This is a genomic window from Photobacterium frigidiphilum (assembly GCF_003025615.1).
Classification (GTDB): domain Bacteria; phylum Pseudomonadota; class Gammaproteobacteria; order Enterobacterales; family Vibrionaceae; genus Photobacterium; species Photobacterium frigidiphilum.
On sequence record NZ_PYMJ01000051.1, the window covers coordinates 1 to 15,866 of the forward strand.

The 15,866-nt window shown below is 41.5% G+C and carries 17 protein-coding genes and 1 pseudogene; 4 read left to right on the forward strand and 14 right to left on the reverse strand.

The annotated features are described in order from the left end of the window. Nucleotides 1-326 (forward strand): annotated as a pseudogene (locus C9J12_RS27265) (DDE-type integrase/transposase/recombinase); the annotation flags it as partial. Nucleotides 327-898: 572 nt separating this feature from the next. Here C9J12_RS27265 and C9J12_RS27275 read toward each other — a convergent pair. From C9J12_RS27275 to C9J12_RS27295, 5 genes are all read right to left on the reverse strand, one after another. Next, complete coding sequence (locus tag C9J12_RS27275; RefSeq protein WP_107246031.1) at nt 899-2,053, reverse strand: M20 aminoacylase family protein; 1,155 nt, start codon at nt 2,051-2,053, stop codon at nt 899-901. A gap of 55 nt (nt 2,054-2,108) precedes the next feature. Beyond that, entirely contained in the window at nt 2,109-3,080 is a 972-nt protein-coding gene (locus tag C9J12_RS27280) for a DMT family transporter (RefSeq protein ID WP_107246033.1), read from the reverse strand. 78 nt (nt 3,081-3,158) lie between these two features. Continuing rightward, complete coding sequence (locus tag C9J12_RS27285) at nt 3,159-4,106, reverse strand: DMT family transporter (RefSeq protein ID WP_107246035.1); 948 nt, start codon at nt 4,104-4,106, stop codon at nt 3,159-3,161. A 24-nt stretch (nt 4,107-4,130) separates the two neighbouring features. After that, the gene (locus C9J12_RS27290) at nt 4,131-4,901 is read right to left on the reverse strand and encodes a maleate cis-trans isomerase family protein (protein ID WP_107246037.1); all 771 of its coding nucleotides are present in this window, start codon (nt 4,899-4,901) and stop codon (nt 4,131-4,133) included. Nucleotides 4,902-4,981: 80 nt separating this feature from the next. Further along, nucleotides 4,982-6,148: a M24 family metallopeptidase gene (locus C9J12_RS27295; RefSeq protein ID WP_107246039.1), complete on the reverse strand. Its 1,167-nt coding sequence runs from the start codon at nt 6,146-6,148 to the stop codon at nt 4,982-4,984. Nucleotides 6,149-6,497: 349 nt separating this feature from the next. On the opposite strand from C9J12_RS27295, the gene C9J12_RS27300 reads away from it, so the two are divergent. From C9J12_RS27300 to dpaL, 3 genes are read left to right on the forward strand one after another with little or no spacing between them, the layout of a single operon-like run. Continuing rightward, nucleotides 6,498-7,175 carry a helix-turn-helix transcriptional regulator gene (locus C9J12_RS27300; protein WP_107246042.1) on the forward strand — a complete coding sequence of 226 codons (678 nt, stop codon included), beginning with the start codon at nt 6,498-6,500 and terminating at the stop codon, nt 7,173-7,175. 28 nt (nt 7,176-7,203) lie between these two features. Next, nucleotides 7,204-7,587 (forward strand): RidA family protein, encoded by a 384-nt coding sequence (locus C9J12_RS27305; protein ID WP_107246045.1) that lies wholly within the window; start codon nt 7,204-7,206, stop codon nt 7,585-7,587. A gap of 60 nt (nt 7,588-7,647) precedes the next feature. Continuing rightward, on the forward strand, nt 7,648-8,829 hold the full coding sequence (gene dpaL / locus C9J12_RS27310; protein WP_107246048.1) for a diaminopropionate ammonia-lyase: 1,182 nt from the start codon (nt 7,648-7,650) through the stop codon (nt 8,827-8,829). Nucleotides 8,830-9,018: 189 nt separating this feature from the next. Here dpaL and C9J12_RS27315 read toward each other — a convergent pair whose 3' ends face one another. The 9 genes from C9J12_RS27315 to C9J12_RS27355 form a co-directional block, all read right to left on the reverse strand. Further along, the gene (locus tag C9J12_RS27315) at nt 9,019-10,407 is read right to left on the reverse strand and encodes an ISKra4 family transposase (RefSeq protein ID WP_107246050.1); all 1,389 of its coding nucleotides are present in this window, start codon (nt 10,405-10,407) and stop codon (nt 9,019-9,021) included. Nucleotides 10,408-10,423: 16 nt separating this feature from the next. Then, complete coding sequence (locus tag C9J12_RS27320; protein ID WP_107246052.1) at nt 10,424-11,008, reverse strand: recombinase family protein; 585 nt, start codon at nt 11,006-11,008, stop codon at nt 10,424-10,426. Between the two features lie 142 nt (nt 11,009-11,150). Next, nucleotides 11,151-11,723: a plasmid pRiA4b ORF-3 family protein gene (locus C9J12_RS27325; RefSeq protein WP_107246054.1), complete on the reverse strand. Its 573-nt coding sequence runs from the start codon at nt 11,721-11,723 to the stop codon at nt 11,151-11,153. A 394-nt stretch (nt 11,724-12,117) separates the two neighbouring features. Then, on the reverse strand, nt 12,118-12,825 hold the full coding sequence (locus tag C9J12_RS27330; protein ID WP_107246057.1) for a hypothetical protein: 708 nt from the start codon (nt 12,823-12,825) through the stop codon (nt 12,118-12,120). A gap of 132 nt (nt 12,826-12,957) precedes the next feature. Next, the gene (locus C9J12_RS27335) at nt 12,958-13,221 is read right to left on the reverse strand and encodes a hypothetical protein (protein ID WP_107246059.1); all 264 of its coding nucleotides are present in this window, start codon (nt 13,219-13,221) and stop codon (nt 12,958-12,960) included. Nucleotides 13,222-13,331: 110 nt separating this feature from the next. Next, complete coding sequence (locus C9J12_RS27340) at nt 13,332-13,601, reverse strand: arylsulfatase regulator (RefSeq protein WP_107246061.1); 270 nt, start codon at nt 13,599-13,601, stop codon at nt 13,332-13,334. An 18-nt stretch (nt 13,602-13,619) separates the two neighbouring features. Beyond that, entirely contained in the window at nt 13,620-13,952 is a 333-nt protein-coding gene (locus C9J12_RS27345) for a hypothetical protein (protein WP_146150122.1), read from the reverse strand. Nucleotides 13,953-14,005: 53 nt separating this feature from the next. Next, nucleotides 14,006-14,344 carry a hypothetical protein gene (locus tag C9J12_RS27350; protein ID WP_107246065.1) on the reverse strand — a complete coding sequence of 113 codons (339 nt, stop codon included), beginning with the start codon at nt 14,342-14,344 and terminating at the stop codon, nt 14,006-14,008. A 649-nt stretch (nt 14,345-14,993) separates the two neighbouring features. Continuing rightward, a complete protein-coding gene (locus C9J12_RS27355; protein ID WP_107246067.1) occupies nt 14,994-15,854 on the reverse strand; it encodes a hypothetical protein in 861 nt (286 codons plus the stop codon). Nucleotides 15,855-15,866 lie beyond the last annotated feature (12 nt).

Here is a 15,866-nt window from a genome sequence, read left to right on the forward strand (position 1 = left end):
CCAACATGGATTACCTGAAAAAGGTGGTGATTGATGGAAGCCATTCCAACGCATTAGCACTGCACAATATCAACGTTGAGCTTTGGCATAGTGGGCACATGCTGAGCCTTATTGAGGTCCTTTCAATTAAGTATCTGAACAATATTGTTGAGCAAAGCCACCGCAGAGTGAAAGGTAAAATGAACCAGGCACTTGGCTGGAAATCTGACGAGGGAGCAAAGGCCACATTAGCTGGTATAGAATTGTGGTCGATGATTAAAAATGGACAGCTCGACAACCCTGAAGGCTTATCTGTTTGGGAGCAGTTTTACGCGCTAGCAGCCTAATTGTATCTAAAAATCAGTACGCTTGTACTTCTTCATAACTTTGCGACAGAACCGCCTGACGGGACGTTATGGAGGGGATGGTTCATTACATGAAAGCCCTAATATCAGTGATGAATGAATCAATGCAAATTAATAACATTATTACTTCGTAAATCTGACCATATTAATATTTTTCGATAGTGCTGCTTAAATAGCACTAAAGACAGACTAAATAAGGTGAATACCAAAGTAATAATATTACTGCTTTCTTTTACATCTGATGGTGAAACACTAAGTAAAAAACCAATCCCAACACCTAAAAAACATAATAGTTGCAATATTGGGTAGGAGAGATAGAAAAAAGACTTTAAGTTGAATAGAAAATAAAATAATCCTTTTTTTAGCACTACCATAAAAGATTCCTTTTGTTTAAGGCTATAAGTATCGATAATCTATCGCACTAGCTTGCTATATTTTCACTAATATTTATTAGCCATCTGTGGATATTCTAAATACAATAAAGACTAACAGAAGCCTGAACATTACAGGCCTCTGTTATCAGAGTACAAAGCAATTATTATATAGTATGTGATCTAGCCTTTATTAAGCTGACCTTCTACAAGCACCTGCCAATAATTCACACCCTTCATTAAAATATTGTCATTAAAATCATACAGCGGATTATGCAGTGCCGTACCACCACATTCGCCCTGACCATTACCAACCAAAATATAACACCCCTTCACTTCACGAAGCATGAAAGAGAAGTCTTCACTGATAGTAAAAGGTTCACAACTACCATTCACGTTTTCAGCACCGACTACCTTCTCTGCGGCTTTAATAGCGTGCGCAGTCTCTTCCAGGGTATTAATGGTAGAAAGGAAGCTATTATTGAAATGGTACTTATAATCCACACCTGCCGACATACACTGGCCCGCGACAATACGTTCGATGGATGTTTCAATTTTATGCAGGGCTTCATCAGTAAAACTACGAGTATCACCCGTAATCTTCACCTGAGATGGAATAACATTCACAGTGCCATTAGTGGCAAATTCAGTCACTGAAATAACCGCAGTTTCATTAATCGCACTCAGATTACGCGACACAATCGTCTGCATTGCGGTAACAATCTGCGCACCGACAACAATCGGATCGGTACCCATGTGTGGCATGGCCGCATGACCACCCGTTGCAATGACATCAATTTCAAAGCTGCTTTCACTGGCCATCAACGAACGAGGTCGCGTTAAAAACTGCCCTTCTGGAATACCAGGTAAGTTATGCATGGCATAAATCGCATCCATATTCCAACGCGTGAACAGACCATCTTTAATCATTGCTTTTGCACCAGTACCACGTTCTTCATCCGGCTGAAAAATAAAGTAGACTGTGCCATCAAAGTTTCTATTTTGTGATAACTCGTGTGCGGCTCCAAGAAGCATTGCGCTATGACCGTCATGACCGCAGGCATGCATTGCGCCATCATGAATAGATGCATGAGAGAATGTATTAGCCTCGCAAATGCGTAATGCATCCATATCAGCGCGTAGACCAATAGAGCGATTGCTATCGCCACACTTTAGAATCCCTACAACACCAGTACCACCAATACCGCGATGAACGTCAAGCCCAAACTCTTCTAGTTTGTTGGCAACAAATTCTGATGTTTTATACTCTTCAGTACCAAATTCAGGATGCTTATGTAAGTGACGACGCCAGTCGATAACTTTCTGTTCAATGGTCATTTTTATTCTCCAACAAAATCTGCGCAGTGGTATATTACCACTGCTCATCTATCAATTAAGCTTCTTGAGATTTTAGGGCTTTTTTGTCAGTTTCTTTTGTTTCAAACTTAGTAAATACGTACAGTGCAACAACAATTAGTGACACAACAATTGTTTTACCCAGTACCATTTCCTCGCCAAGTGTCATAACAGCAACTAAGTACCCGACTAACGGCATTAGGTTTAGTGCCATTGTGGCTTTCTCTACACCAATACGTTTGAATGAGTAAAGCTGAACTAGGTAGCTCCCCCCAGAAATACCTGTGCCAAGAAAAATAAGTAAACCAATTAGTAATGGGCTAGATAAAATAATATTAATTTGTGATAAGTCTAAATCCAGAACAAAGACCATCACAATACCCAGCGCTGCAACTGATATATATTGATACAGCATTGACACAACAGAACCATATTTATCTGCAAGGCTTGCACGTAGGTGAGCCGTCCATGCAAGTGCTAACATTGAACAAGTTACATAAACATAGCCAAGTAGAGGTGTACCACCTTCGATGCTATTGGTTGGTCCAACACTCATTGCATAAATACAAACAGCTGATGCAATAAATGCTCCCCACTGAACCTTGTTCATTCTAAAATTCATGAACATCATGCCAAAAAAGACAGTAGCAAATGGCTGCATACCTTGGATCACACCATTCTCTGTTGCACCAATATGGGATAAAGAGAGGAAATTAAAGAGTGAAAATACCCCTTGGCCAACAATTCCACATAATGCAATTCTTAGGTAATCTTTCTTTTCAATTTTTAGAGACTTACCAAGGTCTTTACTGAGACTTTCGCTACGAGACGTAAAGCTATAAACAATCGTTAAACCAATTACAGCGGTTACGTAACGAAAGAAAACAAGGGTCATAGGATCAACAGCCATAGACAGCGGCTTCGAAACAACACCCGTCACTCCCCAAATAATGGCTACAGCAATGGCTGCAGCCCATCCTAAGAACGTTTCTTTTTTCGTTATATTCATAATTATTACCTGTCGGGTACGTTATTCAACTCAAATGAAAAGGCAGCTCCCAATAAGCTGCCTTGAACTGTATTGTTATTATTCGGTTACAGTTTCTAGCTTCGGTTCTTTTTGAGCAAACTTCATAAATAGCATCATAGAAACGACAACCACAGCCATAGCAAGTAAACGCATTGGCGTGACAGCTTCGCCAAGTGCGAAAACAGCTAAAATGAACGATGATAGTGGCATTAGGTTTAATGCCATGCCTGTACCATCAACACCCACTTTTTCCATTGCATAAATATATACAAGGTAACTGGTTCCAGAAATACCTACACCCAGAATAACGATACATAGAATACGTAGTGGTGAGCTGAAGATACCCAGTGCTGACGAGAAGTCTGCGCCAGAGAAAATTAAGTAAACGCCAAAACCAATTGATGCAAAAATAAACTGATGGAACATCGTCGCTACGGAGCCATATTTTTCAGCGAGTTTTGCTCGAGCATATGCTGTGCAAGAGAAGCTTGCAGCACTACCTAGACAAATCAGGTGACCAATGTTGAAGCCATCAGTTTCAGAGCTTGGATCCATAACCAAGATTGCAACACCAATAAACGCACCAACAGCAGCAAGCATTTGCAGTACTGTAAATCGGGCATTATGACGGAAGAATCCAACCGTCAGGATTAAAATAGGGATCAGACCTTGAATCACACCATTTTCAGAAGCGGTGATGTAGTCTAATGACAAGAATGACAGATAACTAAACGCCCCCTGACCGATAATGCCACAGGCTGCAGTCCAAAACACATCACTGCGATTATCCCAATTAAACTTAAAATCCTTCTTTTTCTTCATCTTTCCAGATGCTAAGCCAACATTAAACACGATACCCAAAGTAAGAAATGCCACGGTATATCGAGCCCATACCAAAACTTGTGCATCCATTACTTCAAGAATTGGTGTACCTACAATCCATGGGATACCCCAAAGTAAACCAATGAATATCGCTGCTGCCCAACCTTTAACTGTATTGTTCATGATCTAATCCTTTCCTGTCATCAATTATTGATTCAATAAACGTCCGTAACTTGGACACTGCGCGGCTTTTCCGGTGAGATGCATCGCATGCCAAAACATGGCTGAATTACTGCAAACAACAGGAATATTGAACTTCTCTTCAATTTCTTGGATATGATCAAGTACACGTAAGTTGGTACAAGACATGAAGACCAAATCAGCTCCAGACTCCGGTAAGATTTTATCTAGAGCCTGAAGCATCGATTCTTTCGAAACGGTTGTAATATCGGTATCTTTTTCGATACCCAACGAACCAAGAACTACCACCTCAAAACCAGCATTGGTCAACTGTTGATGTAAAGGGAAATTCACTTCTGTCGGATAAGGTGAGAAAACTGCAATTTTCTTAGCACCCAAATGTTTGAATGCAGCTTGAGCGGCAGTCCAAGGGTTAGTCGCTGGAATATCCCCACGATTTTTAGTCAGCAAATTTGCGATTTTGTCTTCACCAATGATGATAGAAGCAGAAGTACAACCAAATGCCATCACATCCATCGATAAGCCTGTAGCAATTAAATCAGAGGCTTCGCTGATACCTGTTGCAATTTTATCCAAAGCTTCAGGTGTCATTTCACTGCTGTAATAAACACGAGAACTGAATACACCAGCCTGAGTACCGAGCAATTTTGCCCAGTCCATTTCGAGTGAATGATCAGTACTTAGCTGAACCAATCCAATGTGGGTGCGATCAATACGTGAAGCTTGTGTATGGGCAAGGGGGGTTTCAAATTTTTTGAACTCTTCAATCGTTTGCATGATTATGTTCTTTATTATAGTTATATGTTGCCATGTCGAATTCCCTCAACATGGCACAGGGTATTAGGCAGAAATATTTCTTACTTAATCACGATTAATTCAGGCTCGGCACGCTTGCTTAGCCATTCAGCACCATCCTCGGTGATCACAATATTCTCTTCGTGAACCATCGATTTACCTGGCGCATACACCATGCCAGGCTCTAGAGTCATCACCATACCTGGCTTTAAAATCGTGTTATCAGTTGCTGTATTAGACGGACGTTCAGTCAGTTCCATACCCAGGCCATGGCCAAGACGACCAACGTCATTGCCAAGTGCGCCGTTCGCCTCTAATACTCCCCACATCGCGTTATAGATGTCGGTAGTTGTGGCACCTGGACGTGCAGCTTCAAAGCCTTTCGTGGTGGCCTCATAAGTCGCACGGTATGCAGCTTTAGTTTGTTCACTTGCGCTGCCAAATGCCCAGTTACGGTCAAAATCAGAGAAATACCCGTCACGTACTGCACCGGTATCAATGATCAACACATCACCCTCTTCAATAATGCGATCTGTCGGTCCCATAATGATGCTGTCGTAACCATCAGGGCCAGAACCCGCAATGATATACGGACATTCATCAGCACCGTCTAACAGCATGTCGATACGGAACTGCTTACAAATTTCACGTTCTGTCATACCTGAACGGGCGTAGTCAGGAATCTTATTAAAGCCAAGATTAGTAATTCGACAAATTTCACGGGTCTTCTCAATTTCTGCTTGAGATTTAATTTGACGTAGCTCATGCATTGCCAGTGATACATCAACAAAATCTTTTTTAACCATGGTGGTTAGTTTCAAGTAATTGTTAACTGGCATACGTAGATGGGATTCAATACCCAATGTTGCACCCACTCGACCATGGCGACATGGCATTGAATTCAATGCGCTCGCCACTAAGCTGATGCCATCATCTTCAGGGCGAGGCGATGGCCAAGTAATGATGTTTTCAATCCACGTTCCCGCCATACCGCTTGCACCGATTTCAGGGATAACTGCGATTGGCTTTCCTTCAGCTGGCACAATAACAAACCAAGGACGAGTCGGGCTATGCCAGAACTGAGTATGAAAACCTGTGAAATAACGCACATTAGGTTCAGTAGTGAAAATCATCGCGTCCAAATTCATTTCGTGCATCATTTTCTGTGCACGTGCTGTTCTATGTTCAAATTCAGACTGTTCAAAACCACGTTGTAAATAGTTAGTCATTGCGATCTCTTCCTTATCGTTATTACCGTGAAACATCCATCCATAGGGCATATAAGTGAACGGTAGCAGCTGCACAGTTAAATATTGTTTACCTTACAGTTCTGCATCTTACTGACAATTCAGTTAAATAACGTGACCAGAACCACAGTATTAACTTTAGTGACCTGAATGAGGTTTAGTTTGAATATTATTGTGACTAAAATCAACTTTAGTTACATTTAGTGAACTTTGTGATTGCCTGATATCGAATTTTATAGTTTTATAGTTGCACAGAATTGATTTTGAACTTGCCTTTTGAGCTTACAAAGACCACTATAGTTAACAGAATTAGTTAACTATAGTGACCACGATGAAACCAGTAGCATATTTAGCCTTTAATGCAAAGTTTACCGATAAAGACCGAGAGTTCCTGGTAACTTATTTTCGGCTGGCCGACACGATTGCTGACTTCATTGGTCCTCACTGTGAAGTGGTAATCCACTCATTCGAAAGTTTTGAGAAGTCAGTCGTCAAAATAGTGAATGGTCATCATACCGGTCGTACAGTCGGTTCACCGATCACAGATCTGGGACTTAAAATACTCAGTCTGATAGAGAAGACTGGCGAAGTAACACCAAAGAGCTACTTCACCAACAGTAAAGAGGGCTCTTTGCTTAAATCAACAACTTGTGTGTTGGCTGGTGAAAATGGCAAACCGGTTGGCTTGTTCTGTATCAACATGAACTTGTCCCATCCTTTTCCGGAAATAATTAAAACACTCATGCCTGATATGGCGCATTCACATGTCGGCGTTAGCGAGAATTTCAGTTCATCAGCAACAGATGTAATAGAACAAGCAATTAATCATGCTGTACTCGAAATTGACGGGGATGCATCGATCAACCTGAAGGGCCGAAACAAAGCAATTACTAAGTTATTGCTTAAAAACGGCATCTTTGAACTAAAAGAGGCAACTGCGATGGTTTCCAAGCATCTTGGAATCACTCGCCATGCCATTTATAAATATATTCGCGAATTTAAAGCGTAATCATCGACTGAAAGATAAAGAGAAAATAATGAAAACAAAAATCCATACAAATCTTGCACCTGCAGCAATTGGCCCTTATTCACAAGGTTTAGCTTTTAAAGATATGGTATTTACCTCCGGTCAGTTACCGCTAGATCCAAGCACCATGGCATTTGTTGAAGGTGGTATTAAAGAGCAAGCACGTCAATCTCTTGCAAACTTAAAAGCCGTACTTGAAGAAAGTGGTGCTGGTTTAGATACAGTACTGAAAACAACATGTTTCCTTTCTGATATGGAAAACTTTGTCGCTTTCAACGAAGTGTACACTGAAGTATTCGGAACAGACGTTGCGCCAGCACGTTCATGTGTTGAAGCGGCACGTTTACCTAAAGATGCCTTGGTAGAAGTAGAAGCTATTGCTTTTATTAAATAATGAGCCATTAGGCTACTTAGGTAGCCTTATTTTTTAGACCTTTCTTTCTGAGTAAACATCATGCTTAACGTATCTGAAAACAGTTTTTATACTGGCCAAACATCGCCAATCTTTAATAAAAACATAGCTAAACAAGCTCGTGCGTTTCATCGCCAAATAGAAGGCTATAAACCTACACCTTTGGTTTCATTGCCATTATTAGCTGAAAAGCTAGGAGTGAAGTCAATTTTAGTGAAAGATGAATCTCATCGCTTTGGGCTAAATGCTTTTAAAGTACTTGGTGGTTCATACGCACTAGGCCGTTTGTTAGCTGAATACCTTAATATTGATATTGCTGAAATTGATTTAAAAACAGTCTCTTCAAAATTAGACAAGCCACTGGTATTTACAACAGCAACTGCTGGTAATCATGGTACTGGTGTTGCTTGGGCTGCTCGAGAGATGGGTCAGAAAGCGGTTGTTTATATGCCAAAAGGGTCTTCACTCGTCAGCGCAGAGCGTATACGTGGGCTAGGTGCTGAATGCATCGTCACCGATGTAAACTACGATGACACAGTGCGATTGGCTAATAAAACAGCTCAAGAAAATAGCTGGATGCTAGTGCAAGATACCGCTTGGGAAGGTTACGATAAAATTCCAACGTGGATCTCACAGGGTTACATGACAATGGCAGATGAAGCCATTGATCAAGCTGCTGAAATGTCTGAAGGTCAACCAACACATGTGCTTCTTCAAGCTGGTGTAGGTGCAATGGCTGGCGGTATTCTGGGTTACTTAGCTGACAGACTTGGGGCTGATAATTTCAAAACTATCATTGCTGAACCTGCTGTAGCTGATTGTATTTTCCGTTCAGGTACCAGTAAAGATGGCACTATTGTTAATGTATCAGGCGATCTAAATTCAATTATGGCTGGTTTAGCATGTGGTGAGCCTAACCCTGTTACCTGGCCAATTCTGCGTAATTGTAGTGATCTCTTTGTTTCTGTTGACGACAACGTTGCAGCAACAGGCATGCGTATTTTAGGCAACCCTCTAAAGGGTGATCAGGCTATTACCAGTGGTGAATCTGGTGCCATTACTATGGGTTTACTGTACTTGTTGGCTAACCATCCTGAAGGACAAAAAATTGCGCAGAGCATCAGGCTTGATCAAGATGCTGTTGTGATGATTTTCAGTACAGAGGGTGATACCAACGCTGAACGTTACCGTCAGATTGCTTGGGAAGGCATGTTACCACTTTAATCAGAACATAGGCAGCTTACGGCAGCAACTAACGACCTGTTAGTTTTACTGTTCATCATAGACATTAGATAAACAAACGGCACGATAAACATGTCGTGTCGCCTTACTGTTTTTGGGGCTCACACATATATGGACAATGGACTAAAAATAGGAGAGCATAAAAAAGTGTGGGGCAATTAAGCCTACTTATCATGCTACTAATGCAAGTTCAGTCCCCGAAACTTTTTTCAATCCTGGATACCAATGATGGAATAAGGTTTCCAACTCTCCATTTAACACGGTGGTACGGGTCTGAAGCAGATCATGGGCCCCTTGTTGACTCCATTGCATCTGCTGCTTTTTCGCCATTCTCTTGGCTACAACTTCGTTTACTGTCGATTCTACAAAGGCAGTTGAAACCGGCTCTCCATACCGATAACGTTCGCCATAATTGGGGATCATCATCTGGTTGTTATCGATGTAAGTCAGCATCTCTCTTAGAGATTTAACCAGTTTCTTTCGATTTTTATAACTCAGCTTCGGATCATCACAAATATCAATACTCATATTCAGTTTTTCAAGCGCTTCCTCGACATTACCGTGCCACAGATTCCATTTTGTACTTTCCAGTAAGTCGCTAAGCTTTGTGCCAACCGCAGGGTCAGACTGAATAAGCCCTTTTGCATATTGACTTAGTACCGTTAACCGCATGGTGACATGGAACCAGTCGAGTACATGCTCTGCTTCTGGATACATACGGAGCTGCATCGCTCTGAGATTATCGGCACCATCAGATAAGAAAGTGATTTGTTGATTGGCTTGCATTCCCTGAGATGATAACTGCGCCATTATTCTCTTACGTGGATTAACCTCCAATGTCTGAACATAACCAAAACGTTTGGCTTCGACTTGCTCTGAGTAAGACTTCCCTGTGATCACTTCGAAATTACTTTTTCGATCTCTACAATCCCGCACATAACCGCCATCAAACCCCATTATCATCGGTTTTCCTGGTTTTGAGAGTTGGACCCAATCACGAGGACAGCCCTCAAGGTAGGCGGGTTTTTCTGTTAATTCTGCTTCCTGCCGTTTGGCCACTAGGCTCACGTTATTACGAACGGTAGCAGCATTCAGAGTATGCCCGATAGGTAAGATATCCTTTAACCTCTCCACCGTCAGACCATATGACATCAGTGACGCCCACTTAACTTCCAGATATCGAAGTTCTGGGTGGCTCTGCTCTGGAAGCCATTCACTCACAAGGCTGATCGTTTTCGTTGTGCTCTGTTCACAAGCACAGCGATAGAGTCGGGTGCCTGTCATTGGGATCACTCCAAATAGTGTTCTGTATTTTCTGGTTTGATAACCTTTAATGCGCCGTGGTTTACCACAATGCGGGCAGTTTCGATGGTGATGCATATAATGTTTAGCTTGGGCATCCATGATCACCCGTTGGGCTGAACTTAACAGCTGCTTTGAATCATCAATTGATAAGCCAGGCTGTTCATCTGACGAACCTGAATGACGCAGCTCTAGCAAGTCTTCAATATGCGTTGATCCACCGTCCTCTGTGATCATGATTTGTAATGTTATCTGCATCACTATATCTCCCGTTTCAGCGGCTTTGCTTTTGTGCAGTGATCATTTTCCGTAATTTATAGTACGTGGAAACCCCAAGCCCAACATTGTCACAGGCTAGCTTAAGCCGGATCCCTTTAGATTTCAGTTCATCGATCACAGCCACTTTACTGATATCCGCTGCAGGACGCCCCGTTTTCTCCCCCCTGGATTTTTTTGCAGCGATCCCTTCTGCTTGCCGCTCCCGAATTAAGGATCGTTCAAACTGACTGAACGCTGACATCATGTGCAACTGGAGCTCTTGGAGTGGATTATTTTCCGACGCACAAAAATGAATATTTTCTTTCAAAAAAACCAAAGAGGTGCCTTGCTGACGCAGTTGAGTGGTTATGTTACACATATCCATCATATTTCGGCACAAGCGATCAATAGAATGGACAACGAGTGTATCGCCGGTCATCAGTTGAGTCAGCAATTGTTGTAACTTGGGGCGATTGATATCTTTACCGCTGGCGATTTCAATAAATTGCTTACTAACCTGAAAATCAGAGTCATTGATGGCCTGTTCCTGGCGAGCTGGATTTTGATCTGCGGAGCTAACACGAATATAGGCATATATCATTAGTTAAAGGCTCTATAAATATGGTGGAAGTTTATAGAATAGTCTATAAATTAGGCTTTATGGATATTTATAGAGTAAAGCATACAAAGAATACAGGATCACGAAAAAGTGTACCTTTATAGAAATAGGTTTACTGAAGCTATCATGCCAATCCTTGGCTCCAGTTTGGGACTGTCAGATCTCGCTCGTGTAGCTGATGGTTGAATTGATGACGATTAAATCGGACTCGATTCAGCGCTTCAATAAACACCCTAATGTCACCAATAGTTGTTGTCTCGTCCAATTCGGCAATCGCTTGCATCAAATCGAGGGTACGTTCAGTTTCATCATATTTTGTAGCATCTGGCATGCCATGGCCACTAAGACAAAACGGCGTTTTCTTTTTTGAAGGCTCATCGATACGTTCAATCCGAATATCCAGCAACCAATGTCGATAGAAGTTGTACTCGTAAGTAAAGCGATCATGAAGTTCAAATTTAAAGAGCTCAAGCGTGATCAGCCATGGATTATCAGAAAAGCCAATCCCACCGTCATAACTGATCCCATAATCTTCGCCATAGATATGAAAGGAATGGAGATACTCATTATTCCAACCAAAGGCAGATTGAATGATAAAATGAAGCGCGCCTAAAGATGTATCCCCATGGAGCCGGAACCGCCGCCAAACCATAGGACTGATGCCCCGAAGCGCGACTTTAATTGTATAGACTTGCATGATTTTCCTTGGTTAACGCTTTGCTTAGAAAATATCACGACTAAAAATTAAGTTAAGAGTGCCCCACACTTTTTTATGCTCTCCAAATACTGCCAGACACGCCATATAGCACTATTGATTAGGGTTATATTCTCTCTATTTGAGCGATGAAATGCTCCATACCTTGTATTTTTGATTGACTATTTTCAGCGTGAAACGCAAGGTGCACAATCAAGTACTTTACAGCATCATAGGAATCATGAAGGCAAATAGCTTGGTTCCTTATGGCTACATCGCGCACTGTTTAACCTGTTTATGTACAAACCCCGATGATATTGAGTCTATTTACCTTGGAATGTAAAACTCAACGTGTAGTTCCCCCACACGCTTACTCATAACTAAACCTCTATTTAGATCAATTATCCGCATCTATGATTAGCTGCTCCAACTCAATCCTGACCGCTAGGCTTTCAACTTCTTCACAATGGTTGTGATGCTGAACCAGACGGTCCTTATTGGTATTATCATCGACAATAACATCCCGCGCATAAACACGAGGAATTTTTGCTTCAGATTGCGTTGAATAGGTAAAGTTACCGATATTTTCCCTACTATTTAACATATCCTCGATATCCGGTTTTGAATGTTGTTCACCGAGCTCCATAAATTTCTTGATCTCCCCTTCATCAACAGAAGTAGCTAGTTCTTGTGGATGTTTTGACATGCAAGAGGATGGCTTTTTTTGCTTTTTTTGATATTTATTGGTTTGAGGTCGAAAGGGGCGAAAAGAGCAACGGGTAATGCTATAAAGACATTTCTTTTGAACTTGAGAGATGTGCTTTAGTTCTGATAGCGTAGACGTTTGAACGATGTTATTCACTGCTTGCTTGGAAACACCTAAGCGCAGTAACTTAGTACGGTAAATATTAACCAGTATCTTCTCTTCTTTCGTCAAATTTGAACTGGTGCACTTTTTCTCATTATCATTATCATTTTCTTTTTTAGGTATTATTTCATCTGACGAAGAAAGGTATTCAGGGTATTTACACTTTGTTCTCTTATTATCGCTATGTTGGAATCCTAAAGCTTCCAGTTGCCTTTGGAATTCTGTTGTACATGACATGATCAATCCCTCTTCAAGTATAATCAGATACTCATCGATCTACATTTCAATAATATTGAGCCAATGATTACCATCAAACAACAATACAATTTGTACGAAAACAGCCATAACGATGTAATAACACTGAGAGTGTTAATCGTAATAATGCTGTACTTTAAACGATCTAACGTGCCATTCTTTGAGTAACTGAGCCAGAATATCTACACGCCAGGTGCGCAGTTCATCGACTCGACCGTGACGAACGGTGTAACCTATTCGCTCTGCGGGCTTAATGCCTAACAAATGGAATTTGCCCGTGATATGCTTTGATTCTTGCACAACAAACTCATCAATGGCTCCCGCTTCAACCATCCGCTTGAATTCCCCTTCCTTGATTCGATGAAAAACAATAGACATCAACATAACCTCAAAATAGCACTAACATTCCCTCATTATGTTACTATTTTACGCATTATTGGCAGTTATACACGTATTTATTAACCGAAAATGTGGATAAATAACAACCATTAATGGTTATTTGGAGCAGAAATAGAACCATAGTCTATACCTTCCGCCATTACCTGAAGTAACAGACCGAGCCGATAAACCCCAGGATACCGTAAGTACACATAATCCTTCTCAATGGGTGTTAGGCTGTCAATGAGCAATTTAAACGCATCCATATAGTCATACAGTGTTATCAGTAAATGCTCAGAGCCTAACGTGGTATCAGGGAACTGAGACACATGCTTATCAATAATTTGTGCGTATTGCTTCTGCTCTGCTGTTAACTCCATCTTTTCTCGCTTTTATTATTACACTATTTTCTTAGAAAGCTGATGAACGGCTGAACCTAACTCATCCCGCAATTTTCCCAACCGTGTATCGGTTAGGGAACTTGGCCTAGGGCGTCCACTGTATTGGCCTATACTCGCTTGTTGTGAGAGTAAGGTTATTGACGATCCTTTAATACGTGGAACAATGTTAACGTTGCGAATGGGCTCAATGACATACGTTCTTGGAAAACTGTATTGTGATTCAATAATAGAACGAAGTGACAGGTATCCTTTGTGTTCCAGTGCTTTCTCAAACGTCAGATATACTCGTTTTTCGCGTTTTTTAAACACAGAGCCATGATTTACTGCCATTTTTACTTTCTCTTTTATACCACACGCGGGAAGCACGTTTATTTTCACCATCATTAGCCAACATATTGATAGCCGTAAATAAGGGATTCAATTGCCCATTCTTTTTCGGTAAATAGACTGCCATCATCACGGGCCACGGTAAACCCCCCATCCTCTTTACGTTTAGAGACTAAACTCACCGTAATAAAGACACCATCGTTTCCTAGATACGTCCCCATTTCAGGCAACGGAATATTCGATAATGGTTGAGTGTTTAATACATGTAACTTTTCCCTACATTCAATGCCTTTCGAAGTAAGAACGAACGAATTGACACACCGTTTATGTTTATTCATCCGCTGTTGTTTGGCTTTCTTTTTTGCTCTAATGGTTCGCTTATCTTTTGTTGACATAACTACACCATAAGCCACTGTAAATAAACCCTATTATATCAAAAAATCATGTTGTAAACGAAAAAAATACGATAAATCACGTTGAAATTAAGGGCATGGAGACATCGTTATAAGGCACGGATTTTGCCCTTCGCTCTGCCAAAGCTTAGCGCCGCAGGCCTACAGACCTATCGTAAACCTTAATTCTTTCCTGTCGGATGACAAAAAGGTCTTACAGCGTGTTCTAGGGGCTCATAGGGCTGCGATAAGCGATAAACTGATAGATTGCCTCGATGGGGCCCATTCAATGCCGCTATGGTATGAATAAACGACGATGCTGATGAATGGGAGGTACTTAATAGCAGCTTGCTGCGTGTTTTTTCTTCCTTACTATTTATTTTTATATTTATCTTAGTATTTATCTAACTACAGAGTCTTCTAACTTACGCTGGTTATTGGCTGCTTTTATTGCGGCGCTTTCTAGGGGTTATTTCTTGCACTACCTTTACTGTGAATAAGTTCTTCATTCATGTTTTAGCTAAAAGCTTCAAGGAAAAATAGCGTTAGATCACACTAATATTATCAACGAGGAAAGGATAAGAAGGGGAAAAGCCATTCAACAAGGTTCAGACGTGCAGAATCCTCCGCTCACGCGGATACATTAATAACACTATATTGGGACTTGCTGGGGCTGTTGGTAGGCAGAAAACACCGTAGAGGTCGTGTCAGCATAGTCATTGAGTGTGGAGGCATTGAATATTTGCTGAACACCTTCCATTAAGAGACGTCTCGTCACCCAAAAGAACCGTAATCCTTTCTTCTTCTGCCGCTCTCTTGTCGCAATGATCATCTGACAAATGTTGCTATAACGCACGACTTTCAGATCGGAGAAAAAACGCTCGGTAAACTGCTTGAAGGCCGCCGCACTGCGCACGGTACCACTCTTTTGATCGACACACACATTGATGCGTTCAGAATGAAAGTAACCGGCATGGCCTAAGTGCTGAATCGCTTTTTTGAAGCTGTTCGGGGAAATAAACTCACCAAATCGAAGCGCATAGTCTTCTTGTAACTGATCGTAGCTAATCGTTCTCATGCCCGCTTCTGTCGGCACACCGACACGGCCACCAATTAAATCAGTATTAGGTAAGAGACAAGCCAATACTTTAGCAATAAGTGTTCGTGATTGGATGTTGTTAGTCGCATCGCACCACGCACGCAGGGAAGGAAATCTATTCGGGTTCTCGATGTACTCTTCACACCCTTTTAAAATACGGGCAAATTCCTGTGGCAAAGTTTCAACCTCACCATTTCTCAGTAATCGCCTCGCCCGAAAGCCGATAGCAAAGTTCGCCGGTTTATCCTGAGCTTGCAGCTTTTGGTTTTCGCGTTCAACGACATCATGATGCAGCTCGATGAGCACTTGCTTGCGCCGCTTACGCTTTGCACGGTACTCAGCATCATATTCGCCCTTGCTCTGCGTCGCGGAAAGGGAGGGTGACAATGATATCGACGATTCAGCGTATGGCATGACACACCCCAC